15 protein-coding genes are annotated in these 15,951 nt (G+C 69.2%); 6 read left to right on the plus strand and 9 right to left on the minus strand.

The features are described 5' to 3' along the window. Nucleotides 1-29: 29 nt before the first annotated feature. Nucleotides 30-425: a superoxide dismutase, Ni gene (sodN, locus tag ACFYRY_RS17670; protein ID WP_030928916.1), complete on the minus strand. Its 396-nt coding sequence runs from the start codon at nt 423-425 to the stop codon at nt 30-32. Between the two features lie 145 nt (nt 426-570). On the opposite strand from sodN, the gene sodX reads away from it, so the two are divergent. Continuing rightward, nucleotides 571-1,005 (plus strand): nickel-type superoxide dismutase maturation protease, encoded by a 435-nt coding sequence (gene sodX / locus ACFYRY_RS17675; RefSeq protein ID WP_389145738.1) that lies wholly within the window; start codon nt 571-573, stop codon nt 1,003-1,005. Here sodX and ACFYRY_RS17680 read toward each other — a convergent pair. Continuing rightward, nucleotides 909-1,538: a CGNR zinc finger domain-containing protein gene (locus ACFYRY_RS17680; RefSeq protein ID WP_389145741.1), complete on the minus strand. Its 630-nt coding sequence runs from the start codon at nt 1,536-1,538 to the stop codon at nt 909-911. The two genes, sodX and ACFYRY_RS17680, sit on opposite strands and share 97 nt — an antisense overlap. A gap of 101 nt (nt 1,539-1,639) precedes the next feature. Here ACFYRY_RS17680 and ACFYRY_RS17685 point away from each other — a divergent pair, with 101 nt between their 5' ends. Beyond that, nucleotides 1,640-2,410 (plus strand): class I SAM-dependent methyltransferase, encoded by a 771-nt coding sequence (locus ACFYRY_RS17685; protein ID WP_389145744.1) that lies wholly within the window; start codon nt 1,640-1,642, stop codon nt 2,408-2,410. A 142-nt stretch (nt 2,411-2,552) separates the two neighbouring features. Here ACFYRY_RS17685 and ACFYRY_RS17690 read toward each other — a convergent pair whose 3' ends face one another. From ACFYRY_RS17690 to ACFYRY_RS17700, 3 genes are read right to left on the minus strand one after another with little or no spacing between them, the layout of a single operon-like run. Then, the gene (locus tag ACFYRY_RS17690; protein WP_389145747.1) at nt 2,553-3,314 is read right to left on the minus strand and encodes an amino acid ABC transporter ATP-binding protein; all 762 of its coding nucleotides are present in this window, start codon (nt 3,312-3,314) and stop codon (nt 2,553-2,555) included. Then, nucleotides 3,311-4,258 (minus strand): amino acid ABC transporter permease, encoded by a 948-nt coding sequence (locus ACFYRY_RS17695; RefSeq protein WP_389145750.1) that lies wholly within the window; start codon nt 4,256-4,258, stop codon nt 3,311-3,313. Before ACFYRY_RS17695 ends, ACFYRY_RS17690 begins: the two co-directional genes overlap by 4 nt. Nucleotides 4,259-4,287: 29 nt before the next feature. Next, the gene (locus ACFYRY_RS17700; RefSeq protein ID WP_389145753.1) at nt 4,288-5,235 is read right to left on the minus strand and encodes an ABC transporter substrate-binding protein; all 948 of its coding nucleotides are present in this window, start codon (nt 5,233-5,235) and stop codon (nt 4,288-4,290) included. 691 nt (nt 5,236-5,926) lie between these two features. Here ACFYRY_RS17700 and ACFYRY_RS17705 point away from each other — a divergent pair. The 4 genes from ACFYRY_RS17705 (at nt 5,927) to ACFYRY_RS17720 (ending at nt 9,220) form a co-directional block, all read left to right on the plus strand. Beyond that, complete coding sequence (locus ACFYRY_RS17705; RefSeq protein WP_389145757.1) at nt 5,927-7,150, plus strand: NADP-dependent malic enzyme; 1,224 nt, start codon at nt 5,927-5,929, stop codon at nt 7,148-7,150. A 208-nt stretch (nt 7,151-7,358) separates the two neighbouring features. After that, complete coding sequence (locus tag ACFYRY_RS17710; RefSeq protein WP_389145760.1) at nt 7,359-8,324, plus strand: zinc-binding dehydrogenase; 966 nt, start codon at nt 7,359-7,361, stop codon at nt 8,322-8,324. A 117-nt stretch (nt 8,325-8,441) separates the two neighbouring features. Beyond that, entirely contained in the window at nt 8,442-8,651 is a 210-nt protein-coding gene (locus tag ACFYRY_RS17715; protein WP_232026758.1) for a helix-turn-helix domain-containing protein, read from the plus strand. Beyond that, nucleotides 8,651-9,220, plus strand: a complete 570-nt coding sequence (locus ACFYRY_RS17720; protein WP_389145764.1) for a Clp protease N-terminal domain-containing protein — start codon at nt 8,651-8,653, stop codon at nt 9,218-9,220. The genes ACFYRY_RS17715 and ACFYRY_RS17720 overlap by 1 nt, the downstream gene beginning before the upstream one ends. Nucleotides 9,221-9,344: 124 nt before the next feature. On the opposite strand, the gene ACFYRY_RS17725 is transcribed toward ACFYRY_RS17720, so the two are convergent. The 4 genes from ACFYRY_RS17725 to ACFYRY_RS17740 all read right to left on the minus strand — a co-directional run bounded on the left by ACFYRY_RS17725 (nt 9,345) and on the right by ACFYRY_RS17740 (nt 15,676). Further along, complete coding sequence (locus ACFYRY_RS17725; protein ID WP_389145767.1) at nt 9,345-10,424, minus strand: helix-turn-helix transcriptional regulator; 1,080 nt, start codon at nt 10,422-10,424, stop codon at nt 9,345-9,347. 1 nt (nt 10,425) lies between these two features. Beyond that, nucleotides 10,426-11,406: a DUF4097 domain-containing protein gene (locus tag ACFYRY_RS17730; RefSeq protein WP_389146315.1), complete on the minus strand. Its 981-nt coding sequence runs from the start codon at nt 11,404-11,406 to the stop codon at nt 10,426-10,428. Between the two features lie 185 nt (nt 11,407-11,591). Further along, nucleotides 11,592-11,780 (minus strand): DUF6104 family protein, encoded by a 189-nt coding sequence (locus ACFYRY_RS17735; RefSeq protein WP_389145770.1) that lies wholly within the window; start codon nt 11,778-11,780, stop codon nt 11,592-11,594. Between the two features lie 89 nt (nt 11,781-11,869). Further along, complete coding sequence (locus tag ACFYRY_RS17740) at nt 11,870-15,676, minus strand: multifunctional oxoglutarate decarboxylase/oxoglutarate dehydrogenase thiamine pyrophosphate-binding subunit/dihydrolipoyllysine-residue succinyltransferase subunit (RefSeq protein WP_389145773.1); 3,807 nt, start codon at nt 15,674-15,676, stop codon at nt 11,870-11,872. Nucleotides 15,677-15,951: the final 275 nt, after the last annotated feature.

Here is a 15,951-nt window from a genome sequence, read left to right on the forward strand (position 1 = left end):
ATGCGTAGGTCGAGCGGCGAGATCGAAGATCAAGCCTTCTTGGTCTCCCAGAAGATCTTGTCGATCTGGGCGATGTAGTCCAGGGCCTTCTGGCCCGTGGCCGGGTCGGTCGAACCCTTGGCGGCCGAGAGGGCCTTCAGGGCGTCGTTGACCAGCTGGTGCAGCTCCGGGTACTTCTCGAAGTGCGGCGGCTTGAAGTAGTCGCTCCACAGCACGGAGACGTGGTGCTTCGCGAGCTCGGCGCGCTGCTCCTTGATGACGGTGGCGCGCGCTTGGAAGTGCGGGTCGTCGTTGCCGGCCATCTTCTCCTGGACAGCCTTGACCGACTCCGCCTCGATGCGGGCCTGGGCCGGGTCGTACACGCCGCAGGGCAGGTCGCAGTGGGCGCTGACCTTGACCTTGGGGGCAAACAGGCGGGAAAGCATGGAGCGTTCCTTCCTCGTGATCGTCTTCTCAGGTGCGACATTACTCCCCGCGCGGGGGGATTTCGCGGGTGCCCCCATGGGCTTAGGACAAAAGTCCGGGGTCAGACTGAGACTGGTGGAGGATGGAGCGGGGAGGTGTCGGGTGATGCCGGAGCTGTCGCAGGAGACCGAGGACCGGGGCGCCGTGCTGCCGTTCGGGCTGGCCGAGGTGACCGGGCCGTCGATGGTGCCCACGCTCCGCCACGGGGACCAGCTCGTGGTGCAGTGGGGCGCCCGGATCAGGCCGGGGGACGTGCTCGTGCTGCGTCATCCGTTCCAGCAGGACCTGCTGGTCGTCAAGCGGGCGGCCCAGCGGCGTGAGGGCGGCTGGTGGGTGCTCGGCGACAACCCGTACGCCGGCGGCGACAGCACCGACTACGGCACCGTGCCCGACGAGTTGGTCCTGGGCAGGGTCCGCTTCCGTTACCGGCCGCGCCGGCCGGATCAGCGCTCGCCGTTCGCCGCGGTGCGCTGGGCACTGTCGGCCGCGAGGCCGGTGCTGTCCGACCGGTCCGCCTCCAGGCGTTTGCGGGCGCGGTAGGCCGCCACATTGGCGCGGGTGGCGCAGCGGTCGGAGCAGTAGCGCCGGGAGCGGTTGGTGGAGGTGTCCAGGTAGGCGTTGCGGCAGGGGGGCGCCTCGCACAGGCCCAACCGGTCGACGCCGTACTCGGTGAGGTGGAAGGCCAGGCCCATCGCCGCGATCGCCGCGTAGCCCGCGGTCGCGTTGGACGGATGGTCCGCCAGGTGCATGTGCCACAGCGGGCGGCCCTCGTCGTCCCGGTAGTCGTGGCCGGAGATCTGCGGACTCACCGGGAACTCCAGGAGGAGTGAGTTCAGCAGGTCCACGGCCAGGGTCTCGCTGCCCGCGTCCGCCGCCTCGAAGACCGCCCGCAGCCTGGCCCGTACGCCCCGGAAACGTGTGACGTCGGCGTCCGTGGCACGCCGGGCTGCCCCCTGGTTGCCCCCGAAGAGGTCGTGGATCACCTCGACCGAGGTCAGCGCGTCCTTGCCGCGGGCCGGCTCCTCGGTGTTGACGAGTCGCACGGCATAGTCCGAGTAATAGGCCAGTTCCACTTGTAGTCCTTACGGAGGCGTTCTATGGTCGAGGTGCGGTCGGGGTAACAGCCGGTCGTGCATTCAGGGTATTACGTGACATCGTGCGACGGAGGGGCTCGATGACGGACACCAACACCACCACGGCGGGTACCGACTGGCAGGCCTGGCAGGACAGCTGGGACCGGCAGCAGGAGTGGTACATGCCGGACCGGGAGGACCGCTTCCGGATCATGCTCGACATGGTCGAGGCCCTCGTCGGCACCGCCCCGCGCGTCCTGGACCTCGCGTGCGGTACGGGAAGTATCACGGCCCGGCTGTTCGCGCGGTTCCCCGAGGCCACCAGCACCGGTGTCGACCTCGACCCGGCGCTCCTCGCCATCGCCGAGGGCACCTTCGCCGACGACGACCGGGTCACCTTCGTCACCGCCGACCTCAAGGACCCCAGCTGGCCTTCGAGGCTGCCGCACGCGTCGTACGACGCGGTTCTGACCGCCACCGCCCTGCACTGGCTGCACAGCGAACCCCTCGCCGCCCTTTACGGTCAGGTCGCGGAACTCGTCCGTGACGGTGGTGTCTTCATGAACGCGGACCACATGATCGACGAGTCCACGCCCCGGATCAACGCGGCCGAGCGGGCGCGGCGGCACGCGGGCATGGAACAGGCCAAGGCGAACGGCGCCCTCGACTGGGCCCAGTGGTGGCAGCTCGCCGCCCAGGACCCCGTCCTCGCCGGGCCCACCGCCCGGCGCTTCGAGATCTACGGCGAGCACGCCGACGGCGACATGCCGTCCGCCGCGTGGCACGCACGGACCTTGCGCGAGAAGGGGTTCGGCGAGGCCCGGCCGGTGTGGTGCTCGCCGTCGGACACCTTGTTGCTGGCACTGAAGTAGGCGTGCGCTTTCCTGCCGGAGGAAAGCCCTGCCGGAGGAAAGACCTGCCGGAGGAATCCCTGCCGGAGGAAAGCGAAGGGCCGGTGCCGCGGGAGGTTCCCCGCCGCACCGGCCCTTCGCCGTCCTTCGTCTTCCCGAGAGGTCAGAGGACCTTGGACAGGAACGCCTGCGTCCGCTCATGCTGGGGGTTCGTCAGGACATCCCTCGGGTCGCCGGACTCGACCACCACGCCGCCGTCCATGAAGACGAGGCTGTCGCCGACCTCGCGGGCGAAGCCCATCTCGTGGGTGACGACGATCATCGTCATGCCGGACTCGGCGAGGTCGCGCATGACGTCGAGGACGTCACCGACCAGCTCCGGGTCGAGCGCCGAGGTCGGCTCGTCGAAGAGCATCAGCTTCGGGTCCATCGCCAGCGCCCGGGCGATCGCCACGCGCTGCTGCTGCCCGCCGGAGAGCTGAGAGGGGTAGCTGCTCGCCTTGTCGGCCAGGCCGACCCGGTCCAGCAGTTGCTGGGCGCGCTCCCTGGACTGGGCCCTGCTCTGACCCTTGACCTGGACCGGCGCCTCCATGACGTTCTCCACGGCCGTCATGTGCGGGAACAGGTTGAAGCGCTGGAAGACCATGCCGATGTCGCGGCGTTTCAGCGAGACCTCGCTGTCCTTGAGCTCGTACAGCTTGTCGCCCTTCTGGCGGTAGCCGACCAGCTCCCCGTCGACGTACAGCCGTCCGGCGTTGATCTTCTCCAGGTGGTTGATGCACCTCAGGAAGGTCGACTTGCCGGAGCCGGAGGGGCCGATGAGGCAGAACACCTCGCCGGTCTTCACTTCCAGGTCGATGCCCTTGAGGACCTCGACCAGACCGAAGGACTTGTGGACGCCTTCGGCCTTCACCATGGCGGTCATGCGGTACCTCCCGCCGAGGACGAACGGTTCGACAGGGACAGCAGGTTCGCCCTGATCTTCTGCAGCGGGGTCGCCGGCAGACTGCGGCTGGAACCGCGGGCGTAGTACCGCTCCAGGTAGTACTGGCCGACGCTGAAGACCGAGGTCAGCACCAGGTACCAGGCCGCGGCGAGGAACAGCATCTCGGCCGGGGCGCCGGAGGTCTGGCCGATGTCCTGGGCGACGCGGAGCAGTTCCGAATACTGGACCACGGACACCAGCGAGGTCGTCTTCAGCATGTTGATGACCTCGTTGCCCGTGGGGGGCACGATCACCCGCATCGCCTGCGGGACGACGATCCGGCGCAACGTCTTGCCGTGGCTCATGCCCAGCGCGTGCGCCGCCTCGGTCTGGCCCTCGTCGACCGAGAGCAGACCCGCGCGGCAGATCTCCGCCATGTACGCCGCCTCGTTGAGGCCGAGGCCCAGCAGAGCCGTCAGGAACGGGGTCATGAACTGCGACCACTCGTCCTTGTAGATCGGCCCGAGGTTGATGTACTCGAAGACCAGGCCCAGGTTGAACCAGACGATGAGCTGGACCAGGACCGGGGTGCCGCGGAAGAACCAGATGTAGAACCAGGCGATGGACGAGGTGACCGGGTTCTTCGACAGGCGCATCACCGCCAGCAGGATGCCGCCGACGACGCCGATCAGCATGCACAGCACCGTGAGCAGCAGCGTCTTGCCCACGCCGCCGAGGATGCGGTCGTTGAAGAAGTAGTCCGGGATGGCTCCCCAGTTGATCTTGCCCTGGGAGAACGCGTAGACGATGCCGGCCAGTACGGCGACGGCGACCACGGCGGAGACGTACCGCCCGTAGTGCCGGACCGGGATGGCCTTGATCGCCGTCGGGCCGGGCGGCGGGGTGTCCGCCGGTCCGTCCGTCTTGTCGATGTCAACAGTCACGGGTGTTGCCTTTCAGTGCCCGCGCGCGGTCACTTGGCGCCGTTGATGACGGCTGCCTTGATGGCGCCGGCGTCGGCACCCCACTTCGTAAGGATCTTCTGGTACTCGCCGCTCTTGATCACAGCGTCCAGGGCCGCCTTCAGGGCGTCCCGCAGCTGGGTCTGGTCCTTGGCGACCGCGATGCCGTACGGCGCCGCCTCGACCTGCTCGCCGACGAGCTGGAAGTCCTTGCCGCCGCCGGAGGTCTTCACCGCGTACGCGGCCACCGGGAAGTCCGAGGAGCCGGCGTCGGCGCCGCCCGCGCGCAGCCGGGTCTGGGCCTGCTGGTCGTTGTCGAAGGACTGGAGGGCGATCGTCTTGCCGCCGGTGCACTTCTTCGCCTCGGACTTGGCGAGGTCCTCGGAGACGGTGCCGCGCTGCACCACGAGCTTCTTGCCGCACAGGTCGGACCAGGTCTTGATGCCCTGGTCCTCGCCCTTCTTGGTGTAGATCGAGACACCCGCGGTGAAGTAGTCCACGAAGTCGACGCCCTCGCCGACCTTCTTGCCGGTGTCGGAGTCGATGCCCTGCTGGCGGTCCTTCGTGTCGGTCATCGCGGACATGGCGATGTCGTACCGCTTGGAGCGCAGACCGGTGATCAGGGTGTCGAAGGTGCCGTTCTGGAAGTCGAACGTCACGCCCAGCTGCTTGCCCATCGCGGCCGCGAGGTCGGGGTCGATGCCGACCGTCTTGCCGGAGCTGTCCTTGAACTCGACGGGCGCGTACGCGATGTCGGAGCCGACCTTGATGACACCCTTGTCACGGATCGACTGCGGCAGCTTGCCCGCCAGCGGGGCCGTGCTGCTGGTGGTGCTGCCCGAGTCCTTCTTGGTCTGGTCACCGCAACCGGTGAGTATCAGCGCGCCTGCGACCGCGATCGCACCGACCGCTGCTGTCCGGGAGTGCGCGGTCGTACGACGGGTGGAGCTTGCGGTCATGGTCAGTTCCTCCGGCGGAAGGGTGGAGTTGCCGATGGGGCGGGCGCCGCCGAGGGGTTTCGGCAGCTGTCTGGGTCGCGAAGCGACGAAGAGCACACACCTTCGAGTGTCGCGACCTCGTGTGATGACCGCATCTTGCCATTCGGACGAAGGCGTGCAGGGCGCCCGCCATGTCAAAATCGGATAACGAGCCACCCATGAATCGGGCCAGGTCGGTACATCCTGACCGCGCCATCTGCAGGAATCTGTCGTTCCGGCCGCAGGATCTCCGGCCGCCCCTCAGGACGGGTTTCGAGGTCACGGCGGAGCGCGGAGCTGGTCAGGGGCCGGTTCGACATCGGTTCAGCGTCCGTCAAGGGGCCCTTGAGGGCCCGCGGCTAAGTTTCGTCATGATTCATGTCACCAGCACGAGTCTCCGTGCCGCCGGATTGGCGTGGCGGACGGGACGTGGGATGTGATCTTGCAAGCCATGTGACCCATTGGACTCGTCCTCGGCGCCGTTCGTCCGGTAAGAAGGTTCTTTACACCCCTCATCCGGGGCTCAGGGGCGCGTGTGCGGCGCGCCCGTCGCGTATGTGCCCGTACGTACCCCCCGTACGCAGCACCATGCAAGGGCAGTACGCGGTGCCCGCCCACTTCTCAACCAGGAGTGGCCACCCTCAAACCATGCATACCTAAGGGGTAGAACAAAGTGGCAGCGGAGATCGTCAATCCTCGCAGCGACAGCAATACGGACCAGGAAGGCGGGGCCGAGCCCCTCGATTCCTTCGATCCGGCGTTCGCGCTGCACCGTGGCGGCAAGATGGCCGTGCAGGCCACCGTGCCCGTCCGTGACAAGGACGACCTGTCCCTGGCGTACACGCCCGGCGTGGCGAAGGTGTGCAGCGCCATCGCCGAGCAGCCGGAGCTGGTCCACGACTACACGTGGAAGTCGTCCGTGGTCGCCGTCGTGACCGACGGTACGGCGGTGCTCGGGCTCGGTGACATCGGGCCAGAGGCCTCCCTTCCGGTGATGGAGGGGAAGGCGATTCTGTTCAAGCAGTTCGGGGGCGTCGACGCCGTGCCGATCGCGCTGGCGTGCACCGACGTCGACGAGATCGTCGAGACCGTGGTGCGGCTCGCCCCGTCGTTCGGCGGCGTGAACCTGGAGGACATCTCGGCGCCGCGGTGCTTCGAGGTCGAGCGGAAGCTGCAGGAGCGGCTGGACATTCCGGTCTTCCACGACGACCAGCACGGTACGGCGGTCGTGACGCTGGCGGCTCTGCGGAACGCGGCGAAGCTGACCGGCCGGGGCATCGGTGAGCTCCGGGCCGTCATCTCGGGCGCGGGCGCGGCCGGTGTCGCGATCGCGAAGATGCTGGTCGAGGCCGGCATCGGGGACGTCGCCGTCGCGGACCGCAAGGGAATCGTTTCGGGTGACCGGGACGATCTGACGTCCGTCAAGCGGGAGCTGGCCTCCTTCACGAACAAGGCCGGCATCACCGGGTCGCTGGAGGCGGCGCTGGAAGGCGCCGACGTCTTCATCGGCGTCTCCGGCGGTACGGTCCCGGAGCCCGCGGTGGCCTCGATGGCGGACGGCGCCTTCGTGTTCGCGATGGCCAACCCGAACCCCGAAGTGCATCCCGAGGTCGCGCACAGGTACGCGGCGGTCGTGGCCACCGGGCGGTCGGACTTCCCGAACCAGATCAACAACGTGCTGGCCTTCCCCGGCATCTTCGCGGGGGCGTTGCAGGTGCGGGCGTCCCGGATCACGGAGGGCATGAAGATCGCGGCCGCCGAGGCGCTTGCGGCGGTGGTCGGGGACGATCTCGCCCCGGACTACGTGATCCCCTCGCCGTTCGACGAGCGGGTGGCCCCCGCGGTGACGGCGGCGGTGGCCGCGGCGGCGCGGGCCGAGGGCGTGGCTCGTCGCTGAGGTCCGTCCGGTTGTGATGGCCCCGTCCGCTCGGCGGACGGGGCCATTTCTCTGCCGACTCGTCAGCCCGTCGGGTGGAGCGCGGGACAGGCTGGGGTGAGGCTGGGAGGCGTCGTCCGTAGGCCCGTCTCCGCGCTCTGACAAGAGGGCGTGTGTCACAGCGCTCCGTGGTTCCCCGGGGGCGTCGGCGGAGCCTATCGTCAAGGTCATGTTCGCTGCCTACGCCGCCCGCATCGACCGTGATCAGCCGCTCACCGGCCTCGAACTGGGAGAGCGGCCCGCTCCCGAGGCGCGCCCCGGCTGGAGCACCGTGAACGTCCGGGCCGCCTCCCTCAACCACCACGACCTCTGGTCACTGCGGGGGGTGGGCCTGTCCGAGGACAAGCTGCCGATGATCCTCGGCTGTGACGCCGCCGGCGTCGACGAGGACGGCAACGAGGTCGTCCTGCACTCCGTCGTCGGGCAGAGCGGTCATGGCGTCGGTCCCAAGGAACGACCTTCCATCCTCACCGAGCACTACCAGGGCACGTTCGCCGAACAGGTCACCGTGCCCACCTGGAACGTCCTGCCCAAGCCCAAGGAGCTCTCCTTCGCGGAGGCCGCCTGCCTGCCGACCGCCTGGTTGACGGCCTACCGCATGCTCTTCACGAACGCGAATGTGCGTCCTGGAGATTCGGTACTCGTCCAGGGTGCAGGCGGTGGCGTGGCCACGGCGGCCATCGTGCTCGGGAAGGCGGCCGGGCTGCGGGTGTTCGCCACCAGCCGGGACGAGGCGAAGCGCAAGCGGGCCGTCGAACTCGGAGCCGTGGAGGCGCTGGAGCCGGGAGCGCGGCTGCCCCAGCGCGTGGATGCCGTGATCGAGACGGTCGGCGCCGCCACCTGGTCGCACTCGATCAAGTCGCTGAGGCCGGGTGGCACGCTCGTCATCTCCGGGGCCACGAGTGGCGACCGGCCCGCGCACGCCGAGCTGACCCGGATCTTCTTCCTGGAGCTCAAGGTCGTGGGGTCGACGATGGGAACCAAGGACGAGCTGGAAGACCTGCTTTCCTTCTGCGCCGCCACCGGTGTACGTCCCGTCATCGACGAGGTGCTGCCGCTGGACCGAGCCCGAGAGGGCTTCGAGCGACTGGCATCCGGAGAACAGTTCGGCAAGATCGTGCTCACGAACGCTTAGCGATCCCGCCGCCCCCTCTCGGCCGGTCCGGTTCCCGGGCCGGCCGTCGGCGTATCCGGGGACCTTTGTTGTCAACGAAGGTTGACGCCTGGGTTGGTGTCAACGTAGGTTGACATCATGACCGAAGCAACGGATCTCGCCGAGCGAGCGGGTGACCGCGATCCCCGGGTGGGGCTGCGGGCCGTCGCCGCGCTGCGCCGGCTGCTGGAGCAGTTGGAGGCGGTGCAGGTGCGTGGGGCACGCAATCAGGGCTGGTCGTGGCAGGAGATCGCCGCGGAACTCGGTGTGAGCAGGCAGGCCGTGCACAAGAAGTACGGGAGGCATTGATGTTCGAGCGGTTCACCAAGAACGCCCGGGACGTGGTGCGGGGGGCGGTCGAGCACGCCGAGCGGTCGGGAGCGCCGTCCGTGGCGGCGGAGCACATGCTGCTGGCTCTCCTCGACGGGGAGGCGGGCCGTGGCTCGTTCGCGCTGGCCGCGCTCGGGCTGGCCGAGCGCGGGGACGAGGTCCGGGCGGCGCTGGTCGAGGCGCGACGGCGGGCCGGGTTGTCCCAGGCCGAGGCCGACGCCCTGGCCGGGCTGGGGATCGATGTCTCGGAGATCGTCGCCCGGGTCGAGGAAGTGCACGGCGTCGGCGCGATGTCCGGCGACCGGAAGGACAAGGCAGGGTGGTCAGGGCGCCGTTCGTTCGAGCGGGGCGCCAAGGAGACCCTGGAGAGGGCGCTGCGGATCGCCGTCTCCCGCCGCGACCGTCACATCGGCGACGAGCACATCCTGTTGGCCCTCACCGCCCGCCCCGGCGTCCCCGCCGAGGTACTCGCCGACCACGGGGTGACGTACGAGTCCCTGCTGCGGGTGCTGTACGGCGAGGACGAGAGCGAGGGCAGGGCGAGCTGAGCGATCCGGCGGAGCGGCGGAGTCGACGGCCGGCGGAGTTGTCGGCAGGGGTCGGCCGCTCGACCGTGCTGCCAGGCGAGACTGCCCGAGCGCGCTGCCTGACGGCGTTGCCCAGGGTGGGTTCTCAGGGCCTGGGTGTGCGGAGTAGCGCCCCGATGTGGGCTGCCGCTGTCGAGAGGTGGCGGCGGGTGTCGCGGAGCTGGTCGGGGGTGACGCCGTGGTCGCGGGCGGCATCGCGGATGTCGTCGCGGAAGCGGTCGAGCAGGCGCTCCAGGTCTCGGGACGGGTCGCCCGTGGGGTCCTCATGGGCCCAGGACGGCTCGTACTCGGCGGGGAAGTCCTCCGGGGTGTGCGTGTACTCGGGGGCCGGTGCCGCCTTCTCGGTGGGGCCGTGGCCGCGTCCGAAGCCGAAGTCCTTCCCGAACTCCTTGCCGTAGTCCTTCCCGAACTCGCCGAACTCCTTGGCCAGTTCACTCAGACCCTCACGCACCCCGGTCGGCCAGTCGCCCCGCGCGAAGTGGTCCTGCACCTGTTCCTGGACCCGCCGGGCGATGCGCTGTACCTCCTCCTGGGCCTGTGTCCGGGCGTGCTCCTGCGCCTCCTTGGCCTGGCGGCGGGCACGCTGGGCCTCCTCGCGGGCCCGCCGGCTCTCGTCCTTGGCGCGCCGGGCCTGTTCCTTCCACTCCTGCTTGACGCGGCGCATCTCCTCCTTGGCCGCACGCCACGCCTCGTGGTCGGTGTCGTCCGTGAAGCCCCCGAAAGGGCTGTCCTGTCCGCCGTCGGTCCGGGCGCCGGAGCCACGGGAAGCGGAACCCCTGCGCGCCTCGGACGCCGCCGCCCGCATCTCCCGCCGCAGGTCGCCCGCAGCTCCGCGCACGTCGGCCCTGATCTCGGCGGCGAGTTCCGCGACCGACTCGCGGATCTCCAGCTCCAGGTCGGCCAGCTCGCCGCTGCGGTCGGCCAGCTCGGCGCGGCCGGCGTCCGTGATGGCGTACACCTTGCGGCCGCCCTCGGTGGTGTGGGTGACCAGGCCCTCGGCCTCCAGTTTGGCCAGGCGCGGGTACACGGTGCCCGCCGAGGGTGCGTACAGACCCTGGAAGCGTTCTTCCAGGAGGCGGATCACCTCGTAGCCGTGACGCGGGGCCTCGTCCAGCAGCTTCAGCAGGTAGAGGCGGAGGCGGCCATGGGCGAAGACGGGGGGCATGTCAGAGCACCTTCTTGTCGGTCGTGCCGTCGGCCTGGGAGCTCGTCGAGCCGCTGCCCGGGCCGGAAACGGAATTGTCTCCCGAGTCGCCCCGCGGTCCCTGCGCCGGGGCGCCGCTCGCGGGTCCGGCGCCCTGAGGTGTGCCGCTCCGGTCCTCCCAGGGGGCGCTCTCGTCCTCCCCGGGAGGTCGGCGCAGCAGGGCGATGGAACCGGAGACGGTCGTTGCCCGTAGCTTGCCGGTACCCGCGCCGAGGCGGCCGGTGATCTTGTGGGCGCCCCACTGGCCGTGCACCCGCAGGCCCTCGAAGGCGTTGGAGATCGTGCCGCTCGCGGTGTTGGCCTGCACGTCCGCGTCGGCGGGCTGGGGCAGCCGGATGGCGATCTCGCCCGAGACGCTGGTCAGTCTGATGTCGGTGGGGCCGTCCGGATCGAGGTCGACGATCATGGAGCCGCTGACCGAGTCGGCACGCACGGACGGGCCGGAGCCCTCGACGACCGTGAGATCCCCGGAGACCGAGTTGAACCGGAGCTCGCCGGTGACGGCCTGTGCTTCCAGGTTCCCGGAGACCGTGTCGGCGCGGACCGGGCCGGAGAGCGCGACGAGGGTCGTGTCGCCGGTGACCCCCTTGACGACGGACGGCCCGCGCAGCCCGGAGACCACGGCCCCCGCGTCGACCACGCCCACCTCCACGCGGGTGTCCGCCGGTACCGCCAGCGAGACGACGGCGCTGCGCCGCCAGCCCTTCCGGTCGAGCCACTTGAGGAAGCCCTTCCACGGCAGGTCGTCGTACGCCACCGTGAGCGTGTCGCCGTCCAGCGTGACGGTCAGGGGCGGTCCCTGGATCTCGGAGACTTCCAGGCGTGCGGAACCTTCGTCCGTGCCCACCACGTTCACCGTTCCGCTGACGATGCGTACGTGAAGGGTCGTGACGGGATCGTCGAATGTGAGCTTGGTGGGCTCCGTGACGGACCACTCGGGCATGGTGCAGACCTCCCCGTTGTAACGCGCCATATCGCGTCCTCTCGCTATTCACGATATATCGCGGACACGGAAAGTCAAGACACCCAATCCGGTGATCCCAGCGGACGGCACGGGACACCGCACGCAGAAGCGGGGCCCCATCAGGAGCCCCGCACCCAAGCCACGCACGCTGTCCCGTACGCCCCCTACTCGTCGTCCTCGTCGTCCTCGTCGTCCAGCCGGGCCAGCCACGTCGCCAGCCGCTCCACCGGCACCTCGAAGTCCGGGTTCAGGTCGACGAAGGTCCGCAACTGCTCGGCGAGCCACTCGAAGCTGACCTCTTCCTCGCCGCGCCGTTTCGCCAGCTCTTCGATACCTCGGTCGGTGAAGTACATGGCTCAAGGATAAATCGCGGAAACGGCCGGGCCGCACCCCCCGACGGAGGGTGCGGCCCGGTCACGTACGGCCTGCGCGAGGAGGGTTACTACGCCTCGAACACCTCTCGCACCAGCTGCTCCTGCTCGGCCTGGTGGCGCTTGGCCGAACCCACCGCGGGCGAGGAGCCGTGCGGACGGGAGATCCGCCGCAGCCGCTCACCGTGGGGCACGTCCGCGCCGACCGCGAGGTCCAGGTGGTCGATCAGGTTGAGGGCGATGAACGGCCAGGCACCCTGGTTCGCCGGCTCCTCCTGCGCCCACAGGTACTTCTCGGCGTTCGGGTACTTGGCGATCTCGGCCTGGAGCTCGGCACCCGGGAGCGGGTACAGGCGCTCGATGCGGATGATCGCCGTGTCCGTGGCGCCGCGCTTCTTCCGCTCGGCCTCCAGGTCGTAGTAGACCTTGCCCGCGGTGAAGACGACCTTCTTGACCGCCGCCGGGTCCACCGACTCGTCGCCGATCACCGGGCGGAACTGGCCCGTGGTGAACTCCTCCGCCTTCGACGCGGCGGCCTTCAGACGCAGCATCGACTTCGGGGTGAAGACGACCAGCGGCTTGTGGTGCGGGTTGTGCACCTGCCACCGCAGGAGGTGGAAGTAGTTCGACGGGAGCGTCGGCATCGCGACCGTCATGTTGTTCTGCGCGCACAGCTGGAGGAAGCGCTCCGGGCGGGCGGACGAGTGGTCCGGGCCCTGGCCCTCGTAGCCGTGGGGGAGCAGGAGCGTGACGCCGCTGGTCTGGCTCCACTTCTGCTCGGCCGACGAGATGAACTCGTCCACGACCGTCTGCGCGCCGTTGACGAAGTCGCCGAACTGCGCCTCCCACATGACGAGCGCGTCGGGGCGGGCCAGCGAGTAGCCGTACTCGAAGCCCATCACCGCGTACTCGGACAGCAGGGAGTTGTAGACGTTGTAGCGCGCCTGGTCCTCGGAGAGGTACATCAGCGGCGTGAACTCGTCGCCGGTCTCACGGTCGATGATCACCGCGTGGCGCTGGCCGAAGGTGCCGCGCTGCGAGTCCTGACCGGACAGCCGGACCGGGACACCCTCCAGGAGCAGGGAGCCGACGGCCAGCGTCTCGCCCATGCCCCAGTCGATCGTGCCGTCCTCGACCATCGTGGCCCGGCGCTGCAGCTGCGGCAGCAGACGCGGGTGGACGGTGATGTTGTCGGGGATGTTGACCTGGGACTCGGCGATCCGCTTGACGACCTCCGTGGAGACGGCCGTGTTGACCGCCACCGGGAACTCGGCCTGCGGGTCCGCGGGCTCCACCGAGGACGGCTGCGAGGTGGCCTCGCGGACCTCCGTGAAGACCTTCTCCAGCTGGCCCTGGTAGTCCTGCAGGGCCTGCTCGGCCTCTTCCAGGGTGATGTCGCCGCGACCGATCAGGGACTCGGTGTACAGCTTGCGCACCGAGCGCTTCTTGTCGATCAGGTCGTACATCAGCGGCTGGGTGAACGCCGGGTTGTCCGACTCGTTGTGACCGCGGCGGCGGTAGCAGATGAGGTCGATCACCACGTCCTTGTTGAACGCCTGGCGGAACTCGAAGGCCAGCCGCGCGACCCGCACGACCGCTTCCGGGTCGTCGCCGTTCACGTGGAAGATCGGGGCCTCGATCATGCGGGCCACGTCCGTGGCGTACATGGACGAACGCGAGGACTCGGGGGCCGCGGTGAAGCCGACCTGGTTGTTGATGACCACGTGGACCGTGCCGCCGGTGCGGTAACCGCGCAGCTGCGACATGTTCAGGGTCTCGGCCACCACGCCCTGGCCCGCGAAGGCCGCGTCGCCGTGCAGGGCCACCGGCAGGACCGTGAAGTCCGTGCCGCCCTTGTTGATGATGTCCTGCTTGGCGCGGGCGATGCCCTCGAGGATCGGGTCGACCGCCTCCAGGTGCGAGGGGTTGGCGGCCAGCGAGACCTTGATCTGCTCGCCGTCCAGGCCGGTGAAGGTGCCCTCGGCGCCCAGGTGGTACTTCACGTCGCCGGAGCCGTGCATCGACTTCGGGTCGAGGTTGCCCTCGAACTCGCGGAAGATCTGCGCGTACGACTTGCCGACGATGTTCGCGAGCACGTTGAGCCGGCCGCGGTGGGCCATGCCGATGACGACCTCGTCCAGGCGCGACTCGGCCGCGCTGTCGATGACCGCGTCGAGCAGCGGGATGACGGACTCGCCGCCCTCCAGGGAGAAGCGCTTCTGGCCGACGTACTTGGTCTGCAGGAAGGTCTCGAAGGCCTCCGCCGCGTTCAGCCGGCGCAGGATGCGCAGCTGCTCCTCGCGCTCCGGCTTGGTGTGCGAGCGCTCGATGCGGTCCTGGATCCACTTGCGCTGCTTCGGGTCCTGGATGTGCATGAACTCGACGCCGGTGGTGCGGCAGTACGAGTCGCGCAGCACACCGAGGATGTCGCGCAGCTTCATCAGGGACTTGCCCGCGAAACCGCCGACGGCGAACTCGCGCTCCAGGTCCCACAGGGTGAGCCCGTGCTCGGTGATGTCCAGGTCGGGGTGCTTGCGCTGGCGGTACTCCAGCGGGTCGGTGTCGGCCATGACGTGGCCGCGGACCCGGTAGGAGTGGATCAGCTCGAAGACCCGGGCGGCCTTGGTGACGTCGTCGTCGTGGCTGGCGTCGATGTCCTTGAGCCAGCGGACCGGCTCGTAGGGGATGCGCAGCGCCTCGAAGATCTCGTCGTAGAAACCGCCCTCGCCGAGGAGGAGGTTGGCGACGATGCGCAGGAACTCGCCGGACGCGGCGCCCTGGATCACCCGGTGGTCGTAGGTCGACGTGAGCGTCATGACCTTCGAGATGCCGAGCTTGTTCAGGGTGTCCTGGGAGGTGCCCTGGAACTCCGCCGGGTAGTCCATCGAGCCGACGCCCATGATGACCGACTGGCCGGGCATCAGACGGGGGACCGAGTGCACGGTGCCGAGGCCGCCGGGGTTGGTCAGGGAGACCGTGACACCGGAGAAGTCGTCCATCGTCAGCTTGCCGTCGCGGGCGCGGCGGACGATGTCCTCGTAGGCCTGCCAGAACTCGAAGAAGTTCAGCGTCTCGGCCTTCTTGATGCCGGCGACGACGAGCTGGCGGTCGCCGTTCGGCTTCACCAGGTCGATGGCCAGGCCGAAGGTGACGTGCTCCGGCTTGACGAGGGTGGGCTTCCCGTCCTTCTCCGCGTAGTGCCAGTTCATCGACGGCATGGCCTTGATGGCCTGCACCATCGCGTAGCCGATCAGGTGCGTGAAGGAGATCTTCCCGCCCCGGGCGCGCTTCAGGTGGTTGTTGATGACGATGCGGTTGTCGAAGAGCAGCTTCACCGGGACCGCGCGCACGGACGTGGCCGTGGGCAGCTCCAGGGAGGCGTTCATGTTCTTCGCGACGGCGGCGGCGGGGCCGCGCAGCGTCACCAGCTCAGGACCGCCCGACGACGCCGTGGCGGGCGCGGCCTTGGCCGCCGGCTTGGCGGCGGCGGGCTTCGCGGCCTGGGCCGGAGCCGGAGCCGGCGCGGCGGCCTTGGCGGGCGCCGGAGCAGCGGCGGCGGGCTTCGCGGCGGGCGCGGGAGCGGCAGCCGGGGCCGGTACGGGCGCCTGCGCCTGCGGGGCGGCAGGCGCGGCCGGGGTGGTGGTCCCTGCGGCCCCCGCGGCCGCAGTACCCGCCGGAGCCGAGGCGACGGCAGCGCCCGGCTTGTAGTCGGCGAAGAAGTCCCACCAGGCACGGTCTACCGAGTTCGGGTCCTGGAGGTACTGCTGATAGATCTCGTCGACGAGCCACTCATTGGGTCCGAACGCGGCCGCGGGGTTCTTCCCCGCTTGGTCGGTGTCGGTCGAGATGCTCGAGTTACTGGGGGACTGTGGCGACACGGCGGCAACCGCCCTCTTCCGCTTCACAAGGTGATGGACAGCGGGAATAAAGGCTACGCCCCCTTGACGGGGTAGGTCAGGCCGGGCCCGTTCATCGTCGTGTAAGTCACATCGAAGAGCGGGTTTCGGGGCTGGAAATGGCGGGAAAAAAACGTGGTTCTGTTGCGCGAGGGATGACGCGACCGGGCCTCGGCGCGTCGAACGCGCGGGCCTCTGCCTGATCACACGTGTACGCCGCGGCGGACACCGATGGATCTTGTGGCTTCGCTTCGAAC

It is taken from the genome of Streptomyces sp. NPDC005263, from assembly GCF_042872365.1.
Classification (GTDB): Bacteria; Actinomycetota; Actinomycetes; order Streptomycetales; family Streptomycetaceae; genus Streptomyces.